Below are 23,030 nucleotides of genomic sequence, written 5' to 3'. Positions count from 1 at the left end.
TTTATTCATCTCCTTCAAGGAAATTAAGAAATTTACTAGACCATCTTTCTAAGAAATTTACTTTTTTCTTACTGGTTTCTAATATTTTTTTCATGTCTTTATCATCTTGAACGGCAGTTTCTCTAGGTTCTTCATGCACTTCTGATGGTGACATTTCTGGAGATGCTTCATAAGATTGATAAAAAGGTTCGTCGGATATCTGTTGTTCTAGTTCTTGTTGCTTTTCTAGTTCTTCTTGTCTAATTAGTGCTTCTTCTATGGCTCTTTCTTTACTTTCCACCGCTTGAATGGCAAGTCCTATAGAAGTTGCATAAATCGGACTGGATAATTTGGAGAGCATTTCTCCTTCTATCCTTTCTTGTGGATAACCAATTCTAGTATCCATCAAGGTTTCAAATTTTGCCATTGTTTTGAGGTGTTTAAGTTTGGCACCACCTCCTGTTATCACAATTCCTGCAATAAGTTTTTTAGTAGGATCATTTCCTTCATATCCTTTTATGATGGCGTCCACTGCATTTAGAATTTCTTCTACACGTGCGTGGATCGCTGTGGCAAGATTTCTAAGACTGACCTCTTTTGGGTCTCTTCCTCTGAGTCCTGGTATAGAAACAATTTCATTTTCTTTATTGGCAAGAGGAGTACAAGATCCGAATTTTATTTTCAATAATTCAGCTTGTTTTTCAATGATTTGGAAACCATTTTTGATGTCTTCAGTGATGGCTTTTCCTCCGAAAGGAATCACGGAAGTATGACGAATAATTCCATCTTTAAAAATGGCGATATCTGTAGTTCCCCCACCAATATCTAGGAGGGCAACTCCTGCATCTTTTTCATCGTCATTAAGACAGGCTGTTGCCGATGCAAGCGGCTCCAGTGTAAGTCCTGATATTTTGTAACCTGCTCCTTTTACGCATCTTCCAATATTTTGGATCGAATTAATTCTTCCTACTACAATATGGAAATTAGCTTCTAAACGTGATCCAGACATCCCAATGGGATCTAAAATTCCAGATTCGCTATCTACTTTATATACTTGAGGAAGAATATGGATGATTTCTTCACCAGGAAGTAAAACGATTCCGTGTACTTTTCCGATAAGGGCATTAATATCTTTATGATCGATAAAATCTTCAGGATTTTCTCTGGTAATAGACTCGGAGTGCTGGATAGAACGAATGTGCTGACCGGCAATCCCCACAATAAGATCATTTACTTGATGATCGCATTGAGATTCTGCCATAGAAACTGCTTGCTTTACAGATTCCATTGTTTGTACTACATTATGAACCACTCCACGCTGTACTCCTGTAGAAGGAGCATGCCCTACACCCAATACTTTTATTCGGTCTCCCGTACCTCTTTGTGCAATAACACACACTACTTTTGTGGTACCAATGTCTAGTCCTACGGCAATATTTTCTGTGTTCATGATTCTTTTATTTTAGTACAAACCACTTGGTTCTTAAAAGCTAAACTTATTTTTGAATATCGATTCCATCCTTTGGTTTTAAGAATCAAATTCATTGTATGTTCAAAATTATCGAGTTTTTCGGGAATATCCTCATTTGGGCCCAATTCTACCAAAAATTTCCCCATTCTTGGAACTAAAGTGATTTCTTCAAAGGAATTGATATACACTTCTGCTATTTGTTTTCTTACTAATGGTTTAGATTCCAAAGTGTGAAATAAATCCAAAATTTGGTCATTTTTAAAGCTATCGATATCCACTCTTATTATCGGAACTCTTGCAGTATAATCACTACTTAAAGGAAAATTTTCTCCCCATTGGTTCAAATAATAAGATTTTTGAGGTCTGTGTACTCTTAAATAAGGAACTTCTTGAATGACTTCAATATTCATTTCTCCATGAAAATCTGTGTATATTTCAGCCTTTTGGATAAATGGATTTTGTTCAATAATTTTTTCTAATGTGTCTTGATCTATTTTTCGAACAGGCGTATTGATATAACTTAAATTCTTTTCTTCAAAAATACCATTAATACTTTGAGCCTGAATGAAACTAACAGATTCTTCGTTAACTACATTGACGGTTGTTTCTTTCCATACCACAGGGTTTTTGGTTTTTTGAATATTGGACCAAAAAAGAATATACCCAAACAACAAGAGAATGAGTAACCAGTAGCTAATTCGCAACCATTTTATGATATTTTTATTTTTTGTCATTTTTTCAAATGAGATTTTATTTCTTCAACATGATTTGAGATATCTCCTGCACCTATCGTTAAAATAATATCTGCTTCAGGTCTTTTTGCTATTTCTTCACAAATTTTATTTCGGTCAATTTTGGTACCATGACTCATTTTTTCCACTAAGTGATCACTACTAACTCCCGCAATTGGGCGTTCTCTGGCAGGATAAATGTCGAGTAAAAGTGTTTCATCTGCTTGAGAAAGTTCGTGAGCAAATTCTTCCATAAAATCTTGAGTTCTGGAGAACAAATGTGGTTGAAAAATTGCCAAGAGTTTTTTCTCTGGAAAAAAATATCGAATAGAATCTATGGTTCTTTTTATTTCTGTAGGATGATGGGCATAATCATCTATAAATATCTTTTCTCCAAAAATACTAAGATTAAATCGTCTTGCAACACCTTCAAAGCTTGATAATGAATTTTTTATTTCTTTTAGGGATACACCCTCTAAATATGCCAAGCTGGCTGCTGCAACTGCATTTTCTACATTATGAAGTCCTGGAAATCCAAGTTCACAATGGTCTATTTTTTCTTCTTGAAGATGCAGAGTGAACTCCATTTTTGTTCCTGTCCAACGAATATTGGAGGCATAAAATTGTGCTGCGTTATTGAGTCCATAATTATGTGTTCCTTCTATTGGAATTTCTTCTTGAATGACACAGTATTCTCTCACATTTTGAAGATAATTCTCAAAGGTTTTTTGCATTTCTTGATGATTGCCATAAATATCAAGATGATCGGCATCAATAGAAGTCAGTGCCGTGCTTTTTACCTCAAGATGCATAAAAGAACGGTCAAATTCATCGGCCTCTACAACCATATAATCAGATTCTGGCTGGAGAATAAGATTAGATTGATAATTATTGAGGATTCCTCCAATGAAAGCCGTGCATCCCAAAGAAGAATTTGCCATAATATGCCCCAAAATTGCAGAAGTACTGGTTTTTCCATGTGTACCCGCTACTGCCAAACACTTTTTTGTTTTAGAGATCATTCCTAAAATTTCGGCTCTTTTAAAGAGGCGAAATGCTTGCTTTTGCAAATGTTGTTTAATCTTTAAATCATCTGGAATGGCTGGGGTGAAAATAACTAATGTGTTTTCTGTGTTTATTCCCAGAGGGATCTGTGAAATATCATCCTGATAACAAATTGTAACTCCTTCATTTTCCAGCTTTTTGCAAAGTGGAGTGGGTGTTTTATCATATCCAGAAACGGTTTGCCCATTTGCCCTAAAGTAACGAGCTAAGGCACTCATCCCAATTCCTCCTATTCCTAAAAAGTATATATGTTGATACTGAGTTAATTTCATTTTTGGAGAATCTGTTTAGCAATTTCTTCTGAAGCTTTTGATTTTGAGAATTGTACAATTTCTGATTTCAATTTTCCTTGTAGTTCTTGATCTTCAAGAGTGGTGAGCAGATATTGTAAGCTATGCTCTTCTTTTAGCTGTTTTTCTTCCCAAAGAAGTGCGGCATTTTTTTCGGCTAAAGCCAAAGCATTTTTGTATTGATGATTGTCTGTAACATTTGGCGAAGGCACAAAAATAGCGGGTTTTTGCATCAAAGCAATCTCAGAAACAGTAAGTGCACCTGCTCGGCAAAGTACTAGATGTGCTTGTGCATAAGCTTCAGCCATATTTTGAATAAATGCTTGTATATGGATGTTTTCTGGTCTTCCTGCTTTTTCCCAAGCATCTTTGCACTGTTTTTCATACAGTTTTCCGCACTGCCATTGAATCTCAATGGATTCTTTTGCCAATGTTTCTATGTGCTGAATAAAAAAATCATTGATGGAACGTGCTCCTAGGCTTCCGCCCAAAATGAGTAATTTGGGTGTAGAGGTCTGATTTTCTGTTTTTACTTGAAGTTTTTCAAGAATGTTTTTTCGGATGGGATTTCCTGAATAAATGATTTTGTTTTCTGGGAAAAATCGATCCATATTGGGATAAGCCACAAAGACTTTTTGGGCATATTTTGCCATTTTTCGGTTCACTAAGCCTGGGAAAGAGTTTTGCTCTTGCAAATACACAGGTATTTTTAACCAAGATGCTACCAAGGCTATAGGAGCACTAGCGTATCCACCTGTTCCTATTACGGCTTTTGGCTGTACTTTTTTGAGGTGAAAATAGCTTTTGGTAAGACTCGTTATAATCCTAAAAGGCAAAGAAAGATTTGCCCATATTTTTCCTCTTTGTAAACCTCGTATGGGTAATCCTAAGATTTTGTAACCAGCTTGTGGAATTTTTTCCATTTCCATTTTACCCAAAGCTCCCACAAAGCTCACGGAAGTATTTGGGTATGCTTCTAGAGCTTCAGCAATTGCTAAGGCTGGGTAAATATGTCCGCCAGTTCCTCCACCACTTAGGATAAAATGATTTTGCTTAGTATTCTTGTTGATTTTTGTACTCACTTTTTAGTCTTTTCACTTCTTCTTTTAGGTATGCTTTTTCGTCAAAAACTCTTCCTTCTGCCATTGCCATAGATCTCGAAATTTCTAAGGTGCTTTTTGCTCTTTCTAAGAGTTCTTCTTCTAGTTCTTTTTTTGCTAAAATACTGGAGTGTGACACCGAAAGAATAACCCCTATCGCAATACAAGTCATCCAAATAGAAGACCCACCCGCACTAATAAGAGGAAGTGTTTGCCCCGTAACTGGAAGTAATCCAACGGCTACTCCCATGTTTATAAAAGCTTGTAGTAAGATACTAAAGCCTAATCCTACCACCAGAAGTCTCCCAAAATCATTAAGGGCATGGTTGGCAATGGTGAGAAATCTAAAGACCAAAAAGAGGTAAACAATTATGGGGAAAATCATTCCTCCATAACCATATTCTTCACCAATGATGGCATAAACAAAATCGGAGTTTGATTGAGGAAGGAAATATTTATGAACACTTTTTCCAGGTCCTACTCCTGTATAATGACCACGTACAATTGCCATTTTTGCATGATCAGATTGGTAATTTCCGTCGGGGTCGTGTTGTTCTTCTCCAATAAATCGTTCTATACGGGCTTCCCAAGTGTCAAATCTATTGGCTACGCTAGGAAAAAACTTAAAAATAGAGATTACTAAGACCATAATTAAGATTCCAGAACCCGCCATTTTGAGTAGGTTTTTGGTAGAATAATTTCCGATATATAGCAGTACAAAGCTAATAAAAAAGATAAATGTTGCTGAGGATAAACTTGATTTAAAAACAAAGGCAAATAATAGTAAAATAGGAGCAAGAACGTAAAGAAATGATTTCTTAAAGCTCTGTAATTTATCTTGATGTTTTACTAGTTGACGCGAAAGAAGCAGAATAATAGACACTTTCGCTAGTTCGGAGGGTTGAAAAGAAAATCCGAATATCCGCACCCATCGTTCTGCACTTGCTCCACCAATGGTGGTTCCACGTGTGAGTGCAATAAAAATGAGTACAATGGCGGCAATATATACTAAGATAGAGGTGTTATAAAAAAAGCGAAAAGGAATATTAGAAACTAAAATAATAAGCGTAAACCCCATGAGAATATGGGCTACGTGTTTTAAACCAATAGGCAAACTACTTCCTCCATGATATTGGTAGGCAAGATTACTACTAGAACTATAAACCAAAAGTGATGAATAGGCAACGAGAAACAAGACAGAAATCCATACGCTTTTGTCGCCCTTAATTAACTTATTCATTGATGTCTAATACCGCTAAGTGATGTTTTTTGATTTTTACAATAAAAACTTATGGTAAAGGTATTGAATTATCTTTTTTTTAAGCTAAATCTTTGTAATATTTCGATAGAAGTTTGATTTAGCTGGGTGGACAGTGTGTTCTTTTGTTGAGGTTTTATTTCTATAAAATCTCCTTCCGTTCAGACGCTAGTCTCAAAAAGATAAAAAGAAGAATCGTAAAGCCCCAAAGTGAAGATCCTCCGTAGCTCACATAGGGCAAGGGAATTCCAATAACGGGAACTACACCGATGGTCATCCCGATATTTACAAAAAAGTGGAAGAAAAGAATACTGGCTACTCCATATCCATATACTCTTGTAAAGGCAGATTTTTGTCTTTCGGAAAGAAGAATGATTCGATAAATGAGTCCAAGAAATATGACCATAAGCACAAGGCTTCCAAGAAGTCCCCATTCTTCTCCTATGGTACAAAAAATAAAATCAGTACTTTGTTCTGGTACAAAATTGTAGCGTGTTTGCGTTCCTTCTAAAAATCCTTGTCCTACAACTCCTCCAGAGCCAATAGCTATTTTTGATTGCAACAGGTTATAACCTTTGTCACTACTATCTTCTATTTTTCCGAGAATAATATCAATTCGGTTTCTATGATGTGATTTAAAGACATTATTGTAGATAAATCCCACACCGATAGAATAAATAATGCTAACAATACCCACTAAAACAAAATGTAAAAGATATTTCCGTCTGATTCTGGGTTTTTGGAGAACATAAGAAATCAGAATAATAAGTACGACCAGTAATAAGGTTAACCAAAGCGGAATGAGTAAGGAAATAAGAAAAAGTAAAATAGCTGAAATGATTCCCCAAAGATAATAACCCGGTAAACCTTCACGATACAGCACAAGAATCAAAGATGAATAAACTAATGCGGAACCTGCATCGGGCTGAAGGAGAATTAAAAACATGGGGATTGCCAAAACGGCAAAGGTGACTAGTTGAGACCTGAAATCTCTTAAATCTGTTTGCGGACTAGAAAGTAAGGTTCCTAGTATGAGTAGGGTAGAGAATTTTGCAAATTCTGCGGGTTGTATACTGTAGGATCCTATTCCAAACCATGATTTTCCTCCTCCTACTTCTTTTCCGATAAAAAGAACGAGCACCAAGAGCAACATGGAGACTAAGTAAAAATAGATTGAATAGTAGGTGTATAATCTTGAAGAAGTAAAAAGAATAAAAAGTCCAATTAGCAAAGATGATCCTATCCAAATGATTTGTTTTCCATGTTCTTGACTGCTGTCAAATATAGAAACAAATTGTTCGTCATAGTTTGCCGAATAGATACTCACCCATCCTATGATACACAGAATAAGATAGAGCATAATTATAAGCCAATCAACTTCTAAAATGGTATTAGCTTTCCTCATCGCTTTCAGTTTCTAGAAGATTAGTATTGATCATCTTTTGTGATAATTCTTGCCTTACGATATGCCCTTTTAGATAGCGTTCCATAATGAGACTGGCAATAGGCACACCATAAGAAGACCCCCATCCTGCATTTTCTACATATACTGCAATGGCAATTTTGGGATTTTCTCTGGGGGCAAAGGCTATAAAAATTGAATGATCTTTATCTTTATTGACATTTTGTGCTGTACCTGTTTTTCCACAAACAGTAATTCCTTGTATTCTAGCACCAGTGGAAGTAGCGACACCTATTTTTCCTTCTACCGCTAGTTGCATTCCGTCAATTACGGTTTCGAAGTGCTTTTTGTCAATATTGATTTTTTTTGGTTTGGTGAAACGTTCAATTTCAATCGATTCTCCATTTTTTTCTTTAATGATATGAGGTGTGTAAAAATATCCTCTATTGGCAATAGCAGCTGCCATATTTGCCATCTGGATAGGCGTTGCCAGCAAGGCATCTTGTCCAATAGATAAAGAAATAACCGTGGGAGCTTTCCAAAGTTTGGGATACCGAGAATCATTATCGGCTACTGATGGAATTTTCCCTGGACTTCCTTTATCAAAATCATTTCCAAGATAATTTCCAAATCCAAAACTTTTCACATATTCCCTCCAGCGTGTGTAGTTTTCTTTTGTTTTTTGATCTTTATCAATCATTTTATGAAAAAGGGCACAGTAATATCCATTACAAGATTGTGCAATAGATTGTCTCAATGCCAATGGAGAATAGTGTGAATGACAACCCACTTTTAATCTCGGACTATAATACCATCCATGGTGACAGGGAAATTTTGAATATTCTGTTACCGTTCCTTCTTGTAAGCCAATTAAAGCGTTTACGAGTTTAAAAGTAGAACCTGGAGGATATTGTCCTTGTAATGCTCTATCATACAAAGGAAGTAGTGTATCCTTTTCTAGTAAATTATAGTTTTTAGTTCGTCTTCTTCCTACTAATAAATTTGGGTCATAAGTAGGACTAGAAACGATACTGAGCACTTCTCCACTTGAGGGTTCAATAGCTACCACAGCTCCTTTTTTTCCGTCCATGAGTTGCTGTGCGTAGTCTTGAAGCTTCCAATCCAAGGTAATTGTTAGATCTTTACCGCTTTTTGCTTTTTTGTTCAATTCTCCGTTTTTATAACTTCCTTTTGATCTTCCAAAGCGATCTTTATAATAAAATTTTTCTCCTTTTTCTCCTCTTAAATCTTTTTCGTAGGTACGCTCTACGCCTGTTCTTCCAATATTATCATTTCTATGATAGTAAGGGTTGTCTCGTTGAAATTGGGGAGGGACTTGAGAAATATATCCCAAAATATTGGCAGCTACTCCGTAAGGGTAAAATCGGGTAGTACGTTCTTGAAGCTCAAAACCAGGAAAGGAATTGATTTTTTCCAATAACATCATTCCCTCTTTTTTTTCAATGTTTTTGATTACTGGAGAGGCGAGGTGTCTGGAATATCTTTGGGCTTTTTTAAGTTTTTTCTTGATGATTTCAACAGAAGAATCGGTTAATTTTGCTAAGAGCGTAGTGTCAAATTCTTTTGTATATCTGGGAGTTACCATGAGGTCAAATGCACGGATATTTCCCACAAGAAGTTCTCCGTTTCTATCGTAGATAGAACCCCGAACAGGATACAGTATTTCTTGTCGAATGACATTTCTCTCCGCCTTTTCCTTATAAACATCATTGATTAATTGAAGATTAATGAGTTTTAAGAAAATCACTAATGCTCCAAGTGTCATCAAAAAGAGAATAATATATTGTCGATTTTTTAAATCGTATTTTTTCACGATTTATCTTTTGTTTTTTTTTGTAAAAATAATATGAATCAAAACCATAATAAGTGATGAAAGTATCGTGTTTAAGAAAATATACTTCCATTGTACAATGGCTCCAATATTTAGGTTGCTTAAAATTATATAATAAATCTGATGCACCAAAGTAAATGTCAAAATGTATAAACTAAATGATAGAATAGGAATCTTTTGAATGGTGATTTCTTCATTGATATCCAGTGTTTTAATCCTGATAGATTTTAATCCAATAGGTCTCAATAAAATCATGAGTAGCATGGCAGAACTGTGTAATCCTAGAGTGTCTAGAAAAATATCTATCAACAAAGCCATGGTAAAAGAACTCAAAAGAATTTTAAATTTATCCTCCCCTGGAGGCATGGTTAGGGGAAATAATAGATAGATAACAGGATGTAGCTCCATTCCTAGATATACTTCGTCTAGGATGAAAACTTGGGCGAAAACCAAAGCGAAAAATCGCAGTATATAGGGAGAAATCAATCTATTTAACATAAATGGAGTCTTCTAAAGATTGTTTTTCTTCACGGTCTATGTCCATTAAAAAATAGACATGATAGGCTTCTTTTATGTTTTGTCCAAGAGCTACTTCTATCTGGAAAAACTGATCGTCAGGATTTATGGAAACTTTAGAAACTTGCCCAATAAAGATATCTTTTGGGAAAATAGAAGAAAGTTGATTAGTGAAAACAGAATCTCCTTCCTGTACTTTTGCGTATTTACTCACCGAACCTATTTGGCAAGTAGTGTTATCGTTTCCATTCCATGAAAGGGAACCTATTACTTTTTCCTTTCCTATTTCTATATTGGTATAAAAATCTTGATGTAAGCAAGTCATCACAATCGAGTATTGGTTTGAGATATAGATGGTTTTACCTATAATCCCTTTTGCTCCAATAACTCCCATATCTTTCTTTATTCCATCATTGGCACCTTTGTTTATGGTGAGAAATACGTTTTTATTGTGTTGAGTAAAATTGACCACTTTTGCTGGGAGATATTGAAATACCGAGGTAAAATCTGTGGTATCTATCGTAATATTTTTCCCGGTTTCAAATAGGAGTTCTTTTAGTTGGTGATTTTGTTCTAATAATTGACTGTTTTGATCTTGCAGATGCACATTTCTAGATTTCAGATTAAAGTAATTATTAATACTACTAGAAACGGCATAAGTAGAACCCACCAAATAATTAGATGAATTTAAAAAAGAAAATTTATGAAACACCTGCGTATTGAATAAAAACACAAAGGAAATGAGCTGCAATATCACAAAAGATAAAGCATACTTATACTTCCTAAGTAGTTCAAACAGGTGTAACATTTATTTATTTTTTCATTAAGAATTGGAATTTCTCCAGATTTTTAAGGCAAATACCTGTTCCACGAACAACGGCTCTTAAAGGATCTTCGGCAATACATACTGGAAGCTCAGTTTTTATAGAAATTCTTCTATCTAAACCTCTCAACATAGATCCTCCACCTGCAAGATAGATTCCTGTATTGTAGATATCGGCAGCCAATTCTGGTGGTGTCATAGAAAGCGTTTGCATAATGGCTTCTTCAATCTGATTAATGGATTTATCCAAAGCTCTAGCAATTTCTGATGAGGAAACGGTAACTTGTTTTGGCTTTCCCGTCATCAGATCTCTACCTTGTACGGCATAATCTTCTGGTGGGCTTTCTAGATCAGGAATGGCAGCTCCCACTTCTATTTTAATTCGTTCTGCGGTTCTCTCTCCTATAAATAGATTATGCTGAGTACGCATATAGTAAGAAATATCATTAGTGAAGATATCTCCTGCAACTTTGATAGATTTATCGCACACGATTCCTCCTAGTGCCAATACGGCAATTTCGGTAGTTCCTCCTCCTATATCGATAATCATATTCCCTTTTGGCTCCTGTACATCAATTCCGATACCGATAGCCGCCGCCATGGGTTCGTGAACGAGATACACGTCTTTTGCTCCTGCGTGTTCGGCAGAATCAATAACGGCTCTTTTTTCTACTTCGGTAATTCCACTTGGAATACAAATTACCATACGTAGAGAAGGGGTTTTTACAAAATTCTTGAGCTGTGGGATTTTTCGAACAAATTCTCTAATAAGATGTTCCGAGGCACTAAAATCGGCAATTACACCGTCTTTTAGTGGGCGAATCGTCTTGATGTTTTCATGGGTTTTACCATGCATTTGTTGTGCTTTGAGACCCACAGCAATCACTTTCCCGCTCAAGCGATCTTTTGCCACTATCGAGGGTTCATCTACTACTACTTTATTGTTGTAGATGATTAAGGTGTTTGCCGTTCCCAAATCAATGGCAACATCATGTGTTTTGAATAAATCGAAAAATCCCATATTGTTATATTTAGCTCAAAGATAAAATTATTTTAGTGTTTAAAATGGCGTGTACCTGTGAATACCATCGTCATCTCGTTTTCATTACAGTAATCTATCGATAATTGGTCTTTTATCGATCCTCCAGGTTGGATAACCGCCTTGATTCCTTGTTCGTCAGCAAGCTCTACGCAGTCTGGGAATGGGAAAAAAGCATCGGAAGCCATTACTGCATCTTTTAGTTCAAATCCAAAAGTCTTAGCTTTGATAGTCGCTTGTTTTAAGGCATCTACACGAGATGTTTGTCCTACACCACTTGCCAAAAGTTGTTTGTTTTTGGCAAAAACAATGGCATTTGACTTGGTATGTTTACAGATTTTTGAGGCAAAAATCATATCCGATTTTTGTTCTTCAGTAGGCTCATTTTCTGTACTTACCGTGAAATTATCTTCGTTATCAGTTATATGGTCAGCATCTTGTTCAAGTACACCATTGAGTACGGTTCTAAAGATTTTTCTTTCTGAAAGTTGTTCTTTTTGAACTAAGATAATTCTGTTTTTCTTCGATTTTAAAATGTCTAAAGCTTCCTCTGTGTATGAAGGAGCAATAATCACTTCAAAGAAAATTTTATTGATTTCTTCAGCTACTTCTTCACCAACTTCTACATTGGTAGCCAAAACCCCTCCAAAAGCAGAAACAGGATCTCCAGCTAAAGCATCTTTCCAAGCCAAAAGAACATTGTCTCTACTGGCAATTCCACATGCATTATTGTGTTTTAGAACGGCAAAGGTTGTTTCGTCAAATTCTCCAATGAGGTTTACGGCTGCATCGATATCCAAAAGGTTGTTGTAAGAAATGGCTTTTCCATTGAGCTGGTCAAACATTTCTGATAGATTTCCATGGAATATTCCTTCTTGGTGAGGGTTTTCTCCATAACGAAGTTCTTCATAACTAGAAAAACTCTCTCTAAATACTTTAAAGTCCCCTTCTTTGTTGAAATATTTATAAATCTCTGTATCGTAGTGAGAAGATACTTGAAAAGCACGTGTGGCAAAGTTTTTTCTTTGTTCCAATGTAGTTTCTCCCTCAGCTTCATTTAAGATCGTGAGAAGTCTGGCATATTCATTTCTAGAAGGAATAATGACTACATCTTTAAAGTTCTTGGCTGCTGCACGGATTAAGGAAATCCCTCCGATATCTACTTTTTCGATAATGTCTGCTTCTTCTGCTCCAGAAGCTACTGTTTCTTCAAAAGGATAAAGATCTACAATAACGATATCAAAAGATGGAATATCATGTTTTTGGGTATCACGAATATCATCTTCTAATCCTCTTCTCCAAAGAATACCTCCAAACACATTTGGGTGAAGGGTTTTTACCCTACCTCCTAAAATGGATGGATACCCTGTGGTGTCTTCCACACGGTTTACAGGAATTTCAAGGTCTTCAATAAACTTTTGAGTTCCTCCAGTGGAGTATATTTCAATTCCCAATTCGTGTAATTTTTGAACAATTGGGGCGAGTCCGTCTTTATAAAATACCGATATTAAGGCTGATTTTGCTTTAATGTTTGTCATGGTAATGCTAATTTTTTTCTTCAAGGTTTAATACCAGTGAAAGCTCTTGAAGTTGTGATTGATCTATGTGGGCTGGTGCGTCTATCATGACATCTCTACCCGAGTTATTTTTTGGGAAGGCGATATAATCTCTAATAGATTCAGCTCCTCCGATGATAGAACAAAGTCTATCCAGTCCGAAAGCAATTCCACCATGTGGTGGTGCTCCATATTCAAAGGCTTCCAAAAGGAATCCGAACTGTGCTAATGCTTCTTCTTGGGTAAACCCAAGGTGATGAAACATTTGGTTTTGTATTTCTCTATCGTGTATTCTGATAGATCCTCCTCCTATTTCAGATCCATTAAGAACCAAGTCATAGGCATTGGCTCTCACGTCTGCAGGATGTGTCGCAATTCTTGCAATATCTTCATCTTTTGGTGAGGTAAATGGGTGATGCATGGCGTGATAACGCTCACTTTCTTCATCCCATTCAAGGAGTGGAAAATCTAATACCCAAAGTGGAGCAAATTTTTCAGGATCTTTTAATCCTAGTTGGCTTCCCATCTCAAGACGCAGCTCAGAAAGTTGTTTTCTCGTTTTGTCTTTTTCTCCAGAAAGTATCAGGATCATATCCCCTTTTTCTCCTCCAGCTTTTTCAAACCAAGAAATGATTTGCTCTGAGCTATAAAATTTATCTACTGATGATTTTGTACTCCCGTCTTCATTCCATTTGGCATACACCATTCCTTTGGCTCCTATCTGTGGTCTTTGCACCCACTTGGTAAGCTTGTCGGTTTTCTTTCGGCTATAGTCTGCACATCCTTTGGCAAGAATTCCGATGATGATTTCGGCTTGGTCAAAAATGGCAAATCCTTTGTTTTGAGTTTCTTCTGTAAAATCTACAAACTCCATCCCAAAACGGGTATCAGGTTTGTCAGACCCATAAAGACGCATAGCGTCATCGTAAGTCATTCTTGGGAAATCTCCAAGTTCTACTCCTTTTGTTTCTTTAATCAAATGACGAGTAAGTCCTTCAAAAGTATTGAGAATATCTTCTTGCTCCACAAAAGACATTTCGCAGTCTATTTGAGTAAACTCAGGCTGACGATCGGCTCTTAAATCCTCGTCTCTAAAGCATTTTACAATCTGAAAATATTTATCGAAACCAGAAACCATAAGCAATTGCTTAAAAGTTTGAGGAGACTGAGGCAAGGCGTAGAATTCTCCTTTGTTCATTCTAGAAGGCACTACAAAATCTCTTGCTCCTTCGGGAGTGGATTTTATTAGAACAGGAGTTTCTACCTCAATAAATTCTCTATCCGAAAGGTATTTTCTTGTCTCGATGGCTACTTTAGATCTCAAAATAAGGTTTTCTCTTACTGGATTTCTCCTAAGATCTAGGTAGCGATATTGCATTCTCAAATCATCTCCACCATCTGTTTTGTCTTCTATGGTAAATGGAGGTGTTTTTGCAGGATTAAGTATTTGAAGATTTGTTACTTCAATTTCTATTTCTCCAGTAGGAATATTATTGTTTTTAGAACTACGTTCTATCACCGTTCCTTGGATTCCCAAAACCGTTTCTCTTCCAATAGATTTGGCTTTTTCAACAAGTTCTGGGTTAATTTCTTGGTCAAATTTCAATTGGGTGATTCCATAACGATCTCTCAAGTCTATAAAGATCATTCCACCCATTTCTCTCACTCTTTGCGTCCAACCGCTTAGTTTTACGCTTTCTCCTTGGTGACTCATTCTGAGTTCTCCACAAGTATGCGATCGATATTTATTCATGCTATTCTTTTCCGCGTTTTTGGGCTAAAGCCACTAGGTATTTTCCGATTATATCAAATTCTAAGTTTACCTGATCTCCTTCCTTGAGCTGATAAAAGTTTGTATGCTCATGTGTATAAGGAATAATCGCTACCGAAAAACTTGTTGGAGTAGAATCTACCACTGTAAGTGAAACACCATTAATACAGATTGATCCTTTTTCTACGGTAAGATACTCTTCTTTAATGGGCTTGTATTCTATGGTGTATTTCCAACTTCCATTTTCGTTTTCTACTTGGGTACAAATTCCTGTGGTATCTACATGTCCTTGTACAATATGACCATCTAGTCTGCCATTCATTTGCGTACAGCGCTCTAGGTTTACAGCAGTTCCTTCTTTCCAGTCTTGTAGGTTAGATCTTTTTAGGGTTTCGTCTATAGCGGTTACCACATATTGGTTTTCGTTTTTTTCCACCACTGTAAGGCAGACACCGTTGTGGGCAACACTTTGGTCTATTTTTAGTTCGGGGGTTATCTCAGTTTCAATAGTAAAGTGGATATTGGTATCCTCTTGTACCATCTTCACCACTTTCCCCGTAGTTTCGATGATTCCCGTAAACATAGATTTTTGATGAAAATATTAATTTACAAAAGTACAAAATCTATCGGGATTTCTATTTGAGTTTTTTGTGATTATACCGATTACTTGTTCAATTCTCACTACTTTATTTTATTCATAAAATAGTTTTCACAATGTATCGGGTCAGAGTTTATCCCGAGATCATCGGGACTGAACTGACAGAGAAGTAAAAATTGTATGCTTTTGTCAATTCGAGTGATATTTGATGAAATGCAATGGAATCAAAAATTGTATGCTTTTGTCAGTTTGAGTGGTTTTTGATGAAATGCAATGAAATCAAAAATTGTATCGAGAACAAAATCTTCTACACACCCCGCTTCCAAATACCTTTTTCCAGTAATAATACCATTTTTGGTGTTAATTTACCCATAGGTATTATGCCGATACATTGCTAAAAGCCAGTTATGAACGCAGTGAAATAAGTGGGTAATTTTAGCAAGTAATCGGTATAAAACACATTTGCATTCAAGTGGTACATAATTCAGAATGGTTCTAGATAAGGAAAATCAAGAAATAAGCAAAGTGACTAAGCGCACATAAATAAAGAAGTTAGGCAATGTTATTTTTTGAGTTGACATCAAAAGTTTTTTATAAGATTAAACAGATTAATAAATTACATTAAAAAAACTTTGCTATTTTTTACAAAAAAATATAGCTTAGTGCTGTTGAATCAATAAAAAAAATACGAACAACTAATGGATTTACAAAATATTAATAGTATCGATATCATTGATTTAAGTCTATGTAATGAGTGTAAGCCATATTAATATTTTTATTTCAAAATGGGAAAAAATTTAAATTATTATGATTGTAAAAGCAATTAATCAAACACCATATTACGCTGCAAGGTCTATTAAGGTATTCTTGGATGGCAAAAGACAAAAACAAAATTTGTTTTTTGGACAGGAGATTGCATTAGATTCTTCTAGTTCTAAGAAAGCAGTGTTCAAACTGGATTACCATTCAGTAACAGTTGATTTGTCCAGTGTGGATAAAAACACTGAAGAATTGTTTATAATTCTGGAAGATCGAGGATATTGGTCACTTTTATTTTCAAATTGTATGTCATTATCATACTCTATTAAACCTTCATTTTATATAAACAATGAATCTTCGGGAGTTTCTACTATAGTTTCCATGATTTTGTCGTTAATAGGCTTAGTGCTATCATTGATATATAAAGCGAATTTTTCTGAAATAGAAATGGCTTTTTTAATAACATTTTTCCTTTCGTTTTTTATTCGTAGCTACTTAGAATTCAAGCATAATAGAATGGTGATGTTTCCATTTATCCATTTTATCGCATTGTTATTAATGTTAGGGTATTTAGGTATGTCAATTTATTAGTTCTGTTAATTTAGAAAAATATATCATGAAATTAACGATCCCACATACAATTATTAATTCAAAATACAGAAACTATGAAAAAAACACAAACAGCCTTTTCTCTAACCTATTATTCAGTTGCAGTAGCAATAGGGGTTTTCTTATTTAATACAGATCATATTTATGATTATAAAAACATGATTAGTGTTTTTCTCGTTTGTGGAGGTGTATATCTAGTACTACTTGAAAAGAAAAAAAATAGTGATAAAAAATCTGATTAAGCTATTTTATTACTAATAATTTTACTGAACACCTCGGTTGTTTTGTTGTGAAAACTGTTTGGAGCACCCTTTTTTGGATGATATTTTATGATAAATAGCGTCAAACTGTTTGATAAATAATTCCATTTTTGGTGTTAATTTACCCATAGGTTTTAGTTTCATTTTTGGAGTATTTTTTTTGTAGAATATCCCCCTTCCTCTCTTTGAAGGGGCTTATGCCATTGAGTAATTAACTTTCAAATCTATCACTCCAGTTTTTTATTTTCCAAATGCCTTGTAGCATCACGTTGGGTTTTCTTTTCGAAGTTTTTTTGGAGGGCTTTTTCTAGGTCTATTCCTGTTTGATTTGCAATGCAGGTAAGCACCCAAAGTACATCCGCAATTTCATCGCCTAAGTCTTTGTTTTTATCGCTCTCTTTTTCGGATTGTTCACCATAGCGTCGGCTCATGATTCTTGCCAGTTCGCCTACTTCTTCTGTGAGGATTGCCATATTGGTTAGCTCACTAAAATAACGTACGCCATAGGTCTTGATCCAATTATCTACTTGTTCTTGTAATTCTTTTAGTTCCATTATTCTTTGTTTTTACTATCAAAAATGAGGGTTACTGGTCCGTCGTTTACGCAAGAAATCTCCATATGATTTCCAAAAGAGCCCATTTTTACGGCACTTTCTTGATATTGTTCTTTGAAGAGATTGACGGTATATTCATAAAGTTCTAAAGCTTTTTGAGCTTTTGCAGCTTTTATGAATGAAGGTCTATTTCCTTTTTTATAAGAAGCATGAAGGGTAAATTGACTGACCACCAGTAATTCACCTTTGGTATCCATGACCGATAAATTCATAAGATCATTTTCATCAGAAAAAATACGGCATTTTAACACTTTTTGAACAAGCCATTTGGCATCTTCTTTGCTATCCTCGTCTCCCACGCCTACTAAGATGAATAGCCCGTTTTGAATTTCAGAAAGGAAGTTTTTTCTTGAAGTGAGTCGTGCCTGTGAAACACGTTGTAAAATCATTCTCATTTTGCAGATTCTTATCTCTCAAAGATAGTCGAAATCATGTTTTTTTAAGGGTTTTACTATAATTGAAGTTAAATAATCCATTGAGATTTGTTTAATTTTATACCAAAATAGTGTTATTTATTTAAAAATTAAACAATATAACATTCAAAAAGCCAGTAATATAGTGCGGTTTTTGAGTTTATACAAATTTTCAATGTTAAATTATTGCAAACTTGGTACTTTTTTTGATGTTTTTCTATGATTTTTAAACTTATATTCATATGAAAAACTCATACTTACTAAGTGTTTTCCTGATATTATTTTCTTTTTCAGGAATGGCACAACCTTTAAACGAAAGTTTTGAAGGAAATCAATTTCCCCCTCAAGGGTGGGAAGTTTTGGACTATGGTTCCTCTGGAAGGGCATGGTCTCAGTACAGTACTAATCCGCATACGGGATCTAATTCTGCTTCCATAGGATATCATTCTTCACAGGCACATAATGATTGGTTAATTACCAGAGAATTAGTGATTTTTCCAACAGATACGCTTCATTTTTATGCGAGGAATAATTCAAGTACTTATCAAGATCAGTTTCATTTAAAACTATCAAACTCTGGAGATGGTACAGATACCGCAGATTTCACAGTTACTTTGGATACAAATATTACTCCTCCAACAACTTGGACGAAATACTCATATCCATTAGGAACTTATGCTGGTCAAACAGTAAGAGTTGCCTTTCAAGCGATTTCAAAAGATGAGCTGCGTTTAAGTATTGATGATGTAAGCGGACCTTTAACAATTCCGTTTACTTGTTTTACTCCTTATGCAATGGATGCTAATATTACGGATACAAGTGCTGTATTAAGTTGGCAAGATAGTTCTGCAAATGCAACAGATTATGCTTATAAATTATTTGAAGTAGGAAATACTACAGCTGTATTTCAAGGAAATACTTCGGATACTTTTTTAAATTTCTCTGGGCTAATGCCAAATACGGATTATAATTTAGAAATATTCACAAATTGTACTGGAGCAGATACTACATCTGATGAAATGAGTTTTAATTTCACGACAAATTGTATAACATACGCAACATTTGCAGATTCTTTTGATAATACTGCTACAGGAGCATTACCAGACTGTTGGTCTTCTATAGAAGTAGGGAATAGCTTTACGGATATCGAAGCTTATACCTCTACAGGTCCAATAGGAACGAAACATTTAAGATTTTATAATTCCTCAATAACAGGTTCAAACTTAAATCTTACGGCTTTGTCTCCAGAATTAACAACTCTGGCAGCAGGTACACATAGAATAAACATGATGGTAAAAGGTTCCTCAAGTACAAGTAAATTCGTAGTAGGAACAATTGCATCAGCAATGGATACAGCAAGTTTCACTCCTGTGGATACAATAGATCTTACTTCAACATACACAGTTTATAGAAAAGAAATTACGCATGCAAATCATAATTATGTAGCGATTAAATACTTATCTAATACGAACTACAGTAGTGGATTTATTGATAATTTTATGTGGGAGCAAACTCCATCTTGTTTGGAGATAAACACAGTAAGCTTGGACTCAACAACAGATAGTTCTGCTGCTGTTTATTGGGATGCCGTAGCTTCTGCTAATTCATATTACTATGAAATAACAGAACTAGATTCAACAACAATAATTGCATCAGGAACAAGTTCTGATACTACTGAAACAATTACTGGATTAAATGGAAATACAGACTATACTATTAATGTATTTGCAGTTTGTTCAGCAACAGATACAAGTGCTTCTACAACAATGAACTTTACTACAGAATGTGGTACTGTTAATTCTTTTAGCGAAAACTTTGATTCTTACGCTTCAGCAATTGTTCCAGATTGTTGGGCAAATGTGATTAATTCAACTTCTACTTCAGCGAGAGCTTATACTTATTCTTCTACAAGTCCAAATAGTGGAAATAGACATATAAGACTGTATAACTCTGCAGATATAGATGCTCAAATTTATTTTATTACACCTGAGCTTAATGATCTCCCTAATGGAACACATAGAGCAAGATTCTTTGCGAAAGAAACAGGGCCAGGAAACACAGGTGTTATTCTAGGAACAATGACGAGTCCTTCAGATACCGCTTCGTTTACAGTGGTTGATACAGTAATGCTTACTGCTACTTATACAGAGTATTCGGTGAACTATGACCAAACAACTACTCATAAATTTTTAGCAATAAAGTATTTAACAGATGATGATTATTGTTCGGTATATATCGATGATTTCAATTGGGAAACAATTCCTGCCTGTGTGAAGCCAGATAGTTTAATGATTTCAGCTATCGGAACAGATAGTATGACATTTAGCTGGACTCCAGAAACAGCCGCAGGAACTTATGAAGTGGAATATGGAGAAACAGGATTTACTCAAGGATCTGGAACTTTCGTAACTTCTACTGATACTTTTAAAACAGTAACAGGACTTAACGATGGAACAACTTACGATTTCTATGTAAGAGCCATTTGTGGTGCAGGGGATACTAGTTTATGGACAAGTGAAGTTTCTGGAACTACACTTTGTAATACTATTTCAGCAATTACAAACGAAAGTTTTGAAGGAGTTGCAAACGGTGAAGGACTTACAAAATGTTGGTCTGAATACGAGGATATTGCTTCTTCGTCTTCGTTCTATGGAGTGCACAAATACGCTACATCTTCAGCTTATGATTCAAGTAATGTAATGCGTCTTCGTACTTCATATTCTACATCTGATACCGCTATTTTGATTTCTCCTGAATTTGATCATAATTTGACAAATAAATCAGTGAAATTCTATTCTAGAGGAAGCTCTGCTTCAAAATTAGAAATAGGAACGATGAGTGATCCAAATGATGCAAGTACTTTCCAAGTGTATACTACTTTGGATGATTTTACTACATCAACAACAGAGGAATATAATGCTTATATTGTTGATGCTGCTAACACAGATCGTTATCTAGCTTTTAGATTAACAGCAACAGCAACTTACTCGTATGTGTATATTGATTATCTAACAGTAGAAGATGCTCCATCATGTGTGGGGCCAGTAAGCTATACTGCTTCAACTGTTTCAGATACTAGTTTTGAAGTTTCTTGGACAAATGTAACTGCAGCCACATCATGGATTGTTGAATATGGAAATGTAGGGTTTACTCCAGGAACAGGAACGACAATAACTACTACATCAAATCCATTAACGATTACTGGATTTATGGATGGTGATACAGTTGACGTATATGTAAGATCATTATGTAGTGCTACAGATACCAGTGCTTTGGATGATCCATTTACTTATACTTTATCTTGTGCGCCAATGAGTGTGTTAGATGAAGATTTTTCAACATTCCTACCAGATTGTTGGGATAAATATAGTGGAGCATTAACTACAAATTCAACTTTAGCTCCAGTAACTTCAAGTTTCACAGGATGGAGAAATGACGGATATTTGAATAGTGGATCTACTGGAGCTGCAAGAGTAAATATTTGGTCAACAGGTACTGATGAATGGTTAGTAAGTCCTTCGGTTAATCTAGAAGCGAATCACGCTAAAGTATTAAAGTTTGATGCAGGTGTTACACAATACAATAGTACTAACGCTCCAACTGGTGGTCAAATGGGACCAGATGATCGCGTTGTGATTCTTATTTCTCCAGATAACGGAGCTACATGGTCATCAGCAAATGCAATTTATACTTTTGATACATTAAATGCACCTACAACAACTGGTTCAAGTTATACTGTTGATCTAACAGCATATACTGGTAATGTAAAAATTGCATTCTATGCAGAATCAACTGTAGCAGGAGGAGATAGAGATTTCTTTATTGATAATGTAGAAATTCGTGAACCAGAAGTAGATGGAGGTCTATTGAACTTTGCAAATACAGATACTTTACTTTGTGAAGGAAACCCAATTTATGTTTCTGCTAACGTAACGAACGTAGGAGATACAGCACTTCATGCTTATGATATTAAACTAAATATCTCTGGAGGTTCTTCAATGACTTATTCATTGAATACAATGGTGCCTAAAGGTGACACAGTATTACTTAATTTAGATACGTTGAATCTTGCTGCAGGTACTTACACTCTAGAAGCTATTATGAGTGCTGCAGATGATAAAGATTTAGGAAATGATACCATTACACATACGGTAACCGTAGAAGCATTGCCAATGGTGAATGCAGGAAACGACACGACTATTTGTCCTGGAGGTTCTGTACAACTATTCGCAACAGGAAATGCAAATAGTTATTCTTGGCAGTCTACAGGGTTTACAGGTGGAAATGGAGTAAGTGTAGGGCCGCTTATTACAACAGAGTATATTGTAGTAGCTACAAGTGCTGCAGGTTGTGAAACCAAAGATACTCTAGTAGTAACAGTAGCAACAGTTCCTAATCTATCTATTGCTTATGCTGGTGGTGTATTAACAGCATCTTCAGGGTTTACTTCTTATGAGTGGAAATTTAACAATGCTGTGGTAAATACTACTTCTAGCTTTAGTCCTACAGTAAATGGAGATTATACCGTTACTGCAACTACAGCTGAAGGTTGTACAGAAACGGCAACTTATAAAGTTTCTGGTATCGGTTTAGATGAACTTGATGAAAACGAGATCGCAATCTATCCAAACCCAGTGAACGATGTATTAAACATTAATAGTGAACTTGAAGTTACCAATCTTAGAATTGTAGATGCTCAAGGAAGAACGATCATGGAAAACATCCTAACTTCAAAAGGAAGTATCGAAGTATCAGAATTGGCATCAGGAAACTATTTCTTGATAGGTGAGTCTGAGAAAGGAAACTTTGTTAGAAGATTTGTAAAGAAATAATCTTGTAGATTATTCTAAAAATAAAAGCTGTTCGGTGAAAATCGAGCAGCTTTTTTTTGCCCAGAATATGGGTAAAACAAAAAAAAAGAGTT

The 23,030-nt window shown here is 35.4% G+C and carries 18 protein-coding genes; 3 read left to right on the top strand and 15 right to left on the bottom strand.

The genetic code is table 11. The features are described 5' to 3' along the window. Window position 1: 1 nt before the first annotated feature. From ftsA to N4A45_04235, 13 genes are all read right to left on the bottom strand, one after another. Window positions 2-1,429, bottom strand: a complete 1,428-nt coding sequence (gene ftsA / locus N4A45_04295; GenBank protein ID MCT4664437.1) for a cell division protein FtsA — start codon at window positions 1,427-1,429, stop codon at window positions 2-4. After that, complete coding sequence (locus N4A45_04290; protein ID MCT4664436.1) at window positions 1,426-2,184, bottom strand: cell division protein FtsQ/DivIB; 759 nt, start codon at window positions 2,182-2,184, stop codon at window positions 1,426-1,428. The genes ftsA and N4A45_04290 overlap by 4 nt, the downstream gene beginning before the upstream one ends. Beyond that, window positions 2,181-3,518 (bottom strand): UDP-N-acetylmuramate--L-alanine ligase, encoded by a 1,338-nt coding sequence (murC, locus tag N4A45_04285; GenBank protein ID MCT4664435.1) that lies wholly within the window; start codon window positions 3,516-3,518, stop codon window positions 2,181-2,183. Before murC ends, N4A45_04290 begins: the two co-directional genes overlap by 4 nt. Then, window positions 3,515-4,618 (bottom strand): undecaprenyldiphospho-muramoylpentapeptide beta-N-acetylglucosaminyltransferase, encoded by a 1,104-nt coding sequence (murG, locus tag N4A45_04280; protein MCT4664434.1) that lies wholly within the window; start codon window positions 4,616-4,618, stop codon window positions 3,515-3,517. Before murG ends, murC begins: the two co-directional genes overlap by 4 nt. Further along, on the bottom strand, window positions 4,590-5,876 hold the full coding sequence (locus tag N4A45_04275) for an FtsW/RodA/SpoVE family cell cycle protein (protein MCT4664433.1): 1,287 nt from the start codon (window positions 5,874-5,876) through the stop codon (window positions 4,590-4,592). The genes murG and N4A45_04275 overlap by 29 nt, the downstream gene beginning before the upstream one ends. Window positions 5,877-6,036: 160 nt before the next feature. Next, a complete protein-coding gene (rodA, locus tag N4A45_04270) occupies window positions 6,037-7,299 on the bottom strand; it encodes a rod shape-determining protein RodA (protein ID MCT4664432.1) in 1,263 nt (420 codons plus the stop codon). Continuing rightward, window positions 7,286-9,130, bottom strand: coding sequence for a penicillin-binding protein 2 (mrdA, locus tag N4A45_04265; protein MCT4664431.1), 1,845 nt, complete (start codon window positions 9,128-9,130; stop codon window positions 7,286-7,288). Before mrdA ends, rodA begins: the two co-directional genes overlap by 14 nt. A 3-nt stretch (window positions 9,131-9,133) precedes the next feature. Continuing rightward, the gene (locus N4A45_04260; GenBank protein MCT4664430.1) at window positions 9,134-9,646 is read right to left on the bottom strand and encodes a hypothetical protein; all 513 of its coding nucleotides are present in this window, start codon (window positions 9,644-9,646) and stop codon (window positions 9,134-9,136) included. Further along, window positions 9,636-10,472 (bottom strand): rod shape-determining protein MreC, encoded by an 837-nt coding sequence (locus N4A45_04255; protein ID MCT4664429.1) that lies wholly within the window; start codon window positions 10,470-10,472, stop codon window positions 9,636-9,638. The genes N4A45_04260 and N4A45_04255 overlap by 11 nt, the downstream gene beginning before the upstream one ends. A 4-nt stretch (window positions 10,473-10,476) precedes the next feature. After that, entirely contained in the window at window positions 10,477-11,508 is a 1,032-nt protein-coding gene (locus N4A45_04250) for a rod shape-determining protein (protein ID MCT4664428.1), read from the bottom strand. Between the two features lie 32 nt (window positions 11,509-11,540). After that, a complete protein-coding gene (purH, locus tag N4A45_04245) occupies window positions 11,541-13,064 on the bottom strand; it encodes a bifunctional phosphoribosylaminoimidazolecarboxamide formyltransferase/IMP cyclohydrolase (protein MCT4664427.1) in 1,524 nt (507 codons plus the stop codon). Window positions 13,065-13,071: 7 nt separating this feature from the next. Beyond that, complete coding sequence (aspS, locus tag N4A45_04240; protein MCT4664426.1) at window positions 13,072-14,835, bottom strand: aspartate--tRNA ligase; 1,764 nt, start codon at window positions 14,833-14,835, stop codon at window positions 13,072-13,074. A 1-nt stretch (window position 14,836) separates the two neighbouring features. Further along, the gene (locus N4A45_04235; GenBank protein ID MCT4664425.1) at window positions 14,837-15,436 is read right to left on the bottom strand and encodes a riboflavin synthase; all 600 of its coding nucleotides are present in this window, start codon (window positions 15,434-15,436) and stop codon (window positions 14,837-14,839) included. Between the two features lie 822 nt (window positions 15,437-16,258). Between N4A45_04235 and N4A45_04230 the strand changes: the two genes are divergently transcribed. Together N4A45_04230 and N4A45_04225 are read left to right on the top strand one after the other, a co-directional pair. Further along, a complete protein-coding gene (locus N4A45_04230; GenBank protein MCT4664424.1) occupies window positions 16,259-16,801 on the top strand; it encodes a hypothetical protein in 543 nt (180 codons plus the stop codon). Between the two features lie 74 nt (window positions 16,802-16,875). After that, complete coding sequence (locus N4A45_04225) at window positions 16,876-17,061, top strand: hypothetical protein (GenBank protein ID MCT4664423.1); 186 nt, start codon at window positions 16,876-16,878, stop codon at window positions 17,059-17,061. A 245-nt stretch (window positions 17,062-17,306) separates the two neighbouring features. Here N4A45_04225 and N4A45_04220 read toward each other — a convergent pair whose 3' ends face one another. Then, complete coding sequence (locus N4A45_04220) at window positions 17,307-17,633, bottom strand: nucleotide pyrophosphohydrolase (protein ID MCT4664422.1); 327 nt, start codon at window positions 17,631-17,633, stop codon at window positions 17,307-17,309. Continuing rightward, the gene (dtd, locus tag N4A45_04215) at window positions 17,633-18,088 is read right to left on the bottom strand and encodes a D-aminoacyl-tRNA deacylase (protein MCT4664421.1); all 456 of its coding nucleotides are present in this window, start codon (window positions 18,086-18,088) and stop codon (window positions 17,633-17,635) included. The genes N4A45_04220 and dtd overlap by 1 nt, the downstream gene beginning before the upstream one ends. Before the next feature lie 260 nt (window positions 18,089-18,348). On the opposite strand from dtd, the gene N4A45_04210 reads away from it, so the two are divergent. Further along, window positions 18,349-22,938 carry a choice-of-anchor J domain-containing protein gene (locus tag N4A45_04210; protein ID MCT4664420.1) on the top strand — a complete coding sequence of 1,530 codons (4,590 nt, stop codon included), beginning with the start codon at window positions 18,349-18,351 and terminating at the stop codon, window positions 22,936-22,938. Window positions 22,939-23,030: the final 92 nt, after the last annotated feature.

This window comes from Flavobacteriales bacterium (genome assembly GCA_025210805.1).
In the GTDB taxonomy this organism is placed as follows: Bacteria; Bacteroidota; Bacteroidia; order Flavobacteriales; family CAJXXR01; genus JAOAQX01.
The sequence above is the reverse complement of the archived record's forward strand: the minus strand, read 5'-3'. Positions and strand labels throughout refer to the sequence as shown.

Coding starts and splice junctions, on each gene's coding strand:
- ftsA (MCT4664437.1), bottom strand. CDS start 1,429: ATGAACACAGAAAATATTGCCGTAGGACTAGACATTGGTACCACAAAA.
- murC (MCT4664435.1), bottom strand. CDS start 3,518: ATGAAATTAACTCAGTATCAACATATATACTTTTTAGGAATAGGAGGA.
- N4A45_04290 (MCT4664436.1), bottom strand. CDS start 2,184: ATGACAAAAAATAAAAATATCATAAAATGGTTGCGAATTAGCTACTGG.
- N4A45_04230 (MCT4664424.1), top strand. CDS start 16,259: ATGATTGTAAAAGCAATTAATCAAACACCATATTACGCTGCAAGGTCT.
- purH (MCT4664427.1), bottom strand. CDS start 13,064: ATGACAAACATTAAAGCAAAATCAGCCTTAATATCGGTATTTTATAAA.
- aspS (MCT4664426.1), bottom strand. CDS start 14,835: ATGAATAAATATCGATCGCATACTTGTGGAGAACTCAGAATGAGTCAC.
- N4A45_04210 (MCT4664420.1), top strand. CDS start 18,349: ATGAAAAACTCATACTTACTAAGTGTTTTCCTGATATTATTTTCTTTT.
- N4A45_04235 (MCT4664425.1), bottom strand. CDS start 15,436: ATGTTTACGGGAATCATCGAAACTACGGGGAAAGTGGTGAAGATGGTA.
- N4A45_04250 (MCT4664428.1), bottom strand. CDS start 11,508: ATGGGATTTTTCGATTTATTCAAAACACATGATGTTGCCATTGATTTG.
- N4A45_04260 (MCT4664430.1), bottom strand. CDS start 9,646: ATGTTAAATAGATTGATTTCTCCCTATATACTGCGATTTTTCGCTTTG.
- N4A45_04220 (MCT4664422.1), bottom strand. CDS start 17,633: ATGGAACTAAAAGAATTACAAGAACAAGTAGATAATTGGATCAAGACC.
- dtd (MCT4664421.1), bottom strand. CDS start 18,088: ATGAGAATGATTTTACAACGTGTTTCACAGGCACGACTCACTTCAAGA.
- N4A45_04225 (MCT4664423.1), top strand. CDS start 16,876: ATGAAAAAAACACAAACAGCCTTTTCTCTAACCTATTATTCAGTTGCA.
- N4A45_04275 (MCT4664433.1), bottom strand. CDS start 5,876: ATGAATAAGTTAATTAAGGGCGACAAAAGCGTATGGATTTCTGTCTTG.
- rodA (MCT4664432.1), bottom strand. CDS start 7,299: ATGAGGAAAGCTAATACCATTTTAGAAGTTGATTGGCTTATAATTATG.
- N4A45_04255 (MCT4664429.1), bottom strand. CDS start 10,472: ATGTTACACCTGTTTGAACTACTTAGGAAGTATAAGTATGCTTTATCT.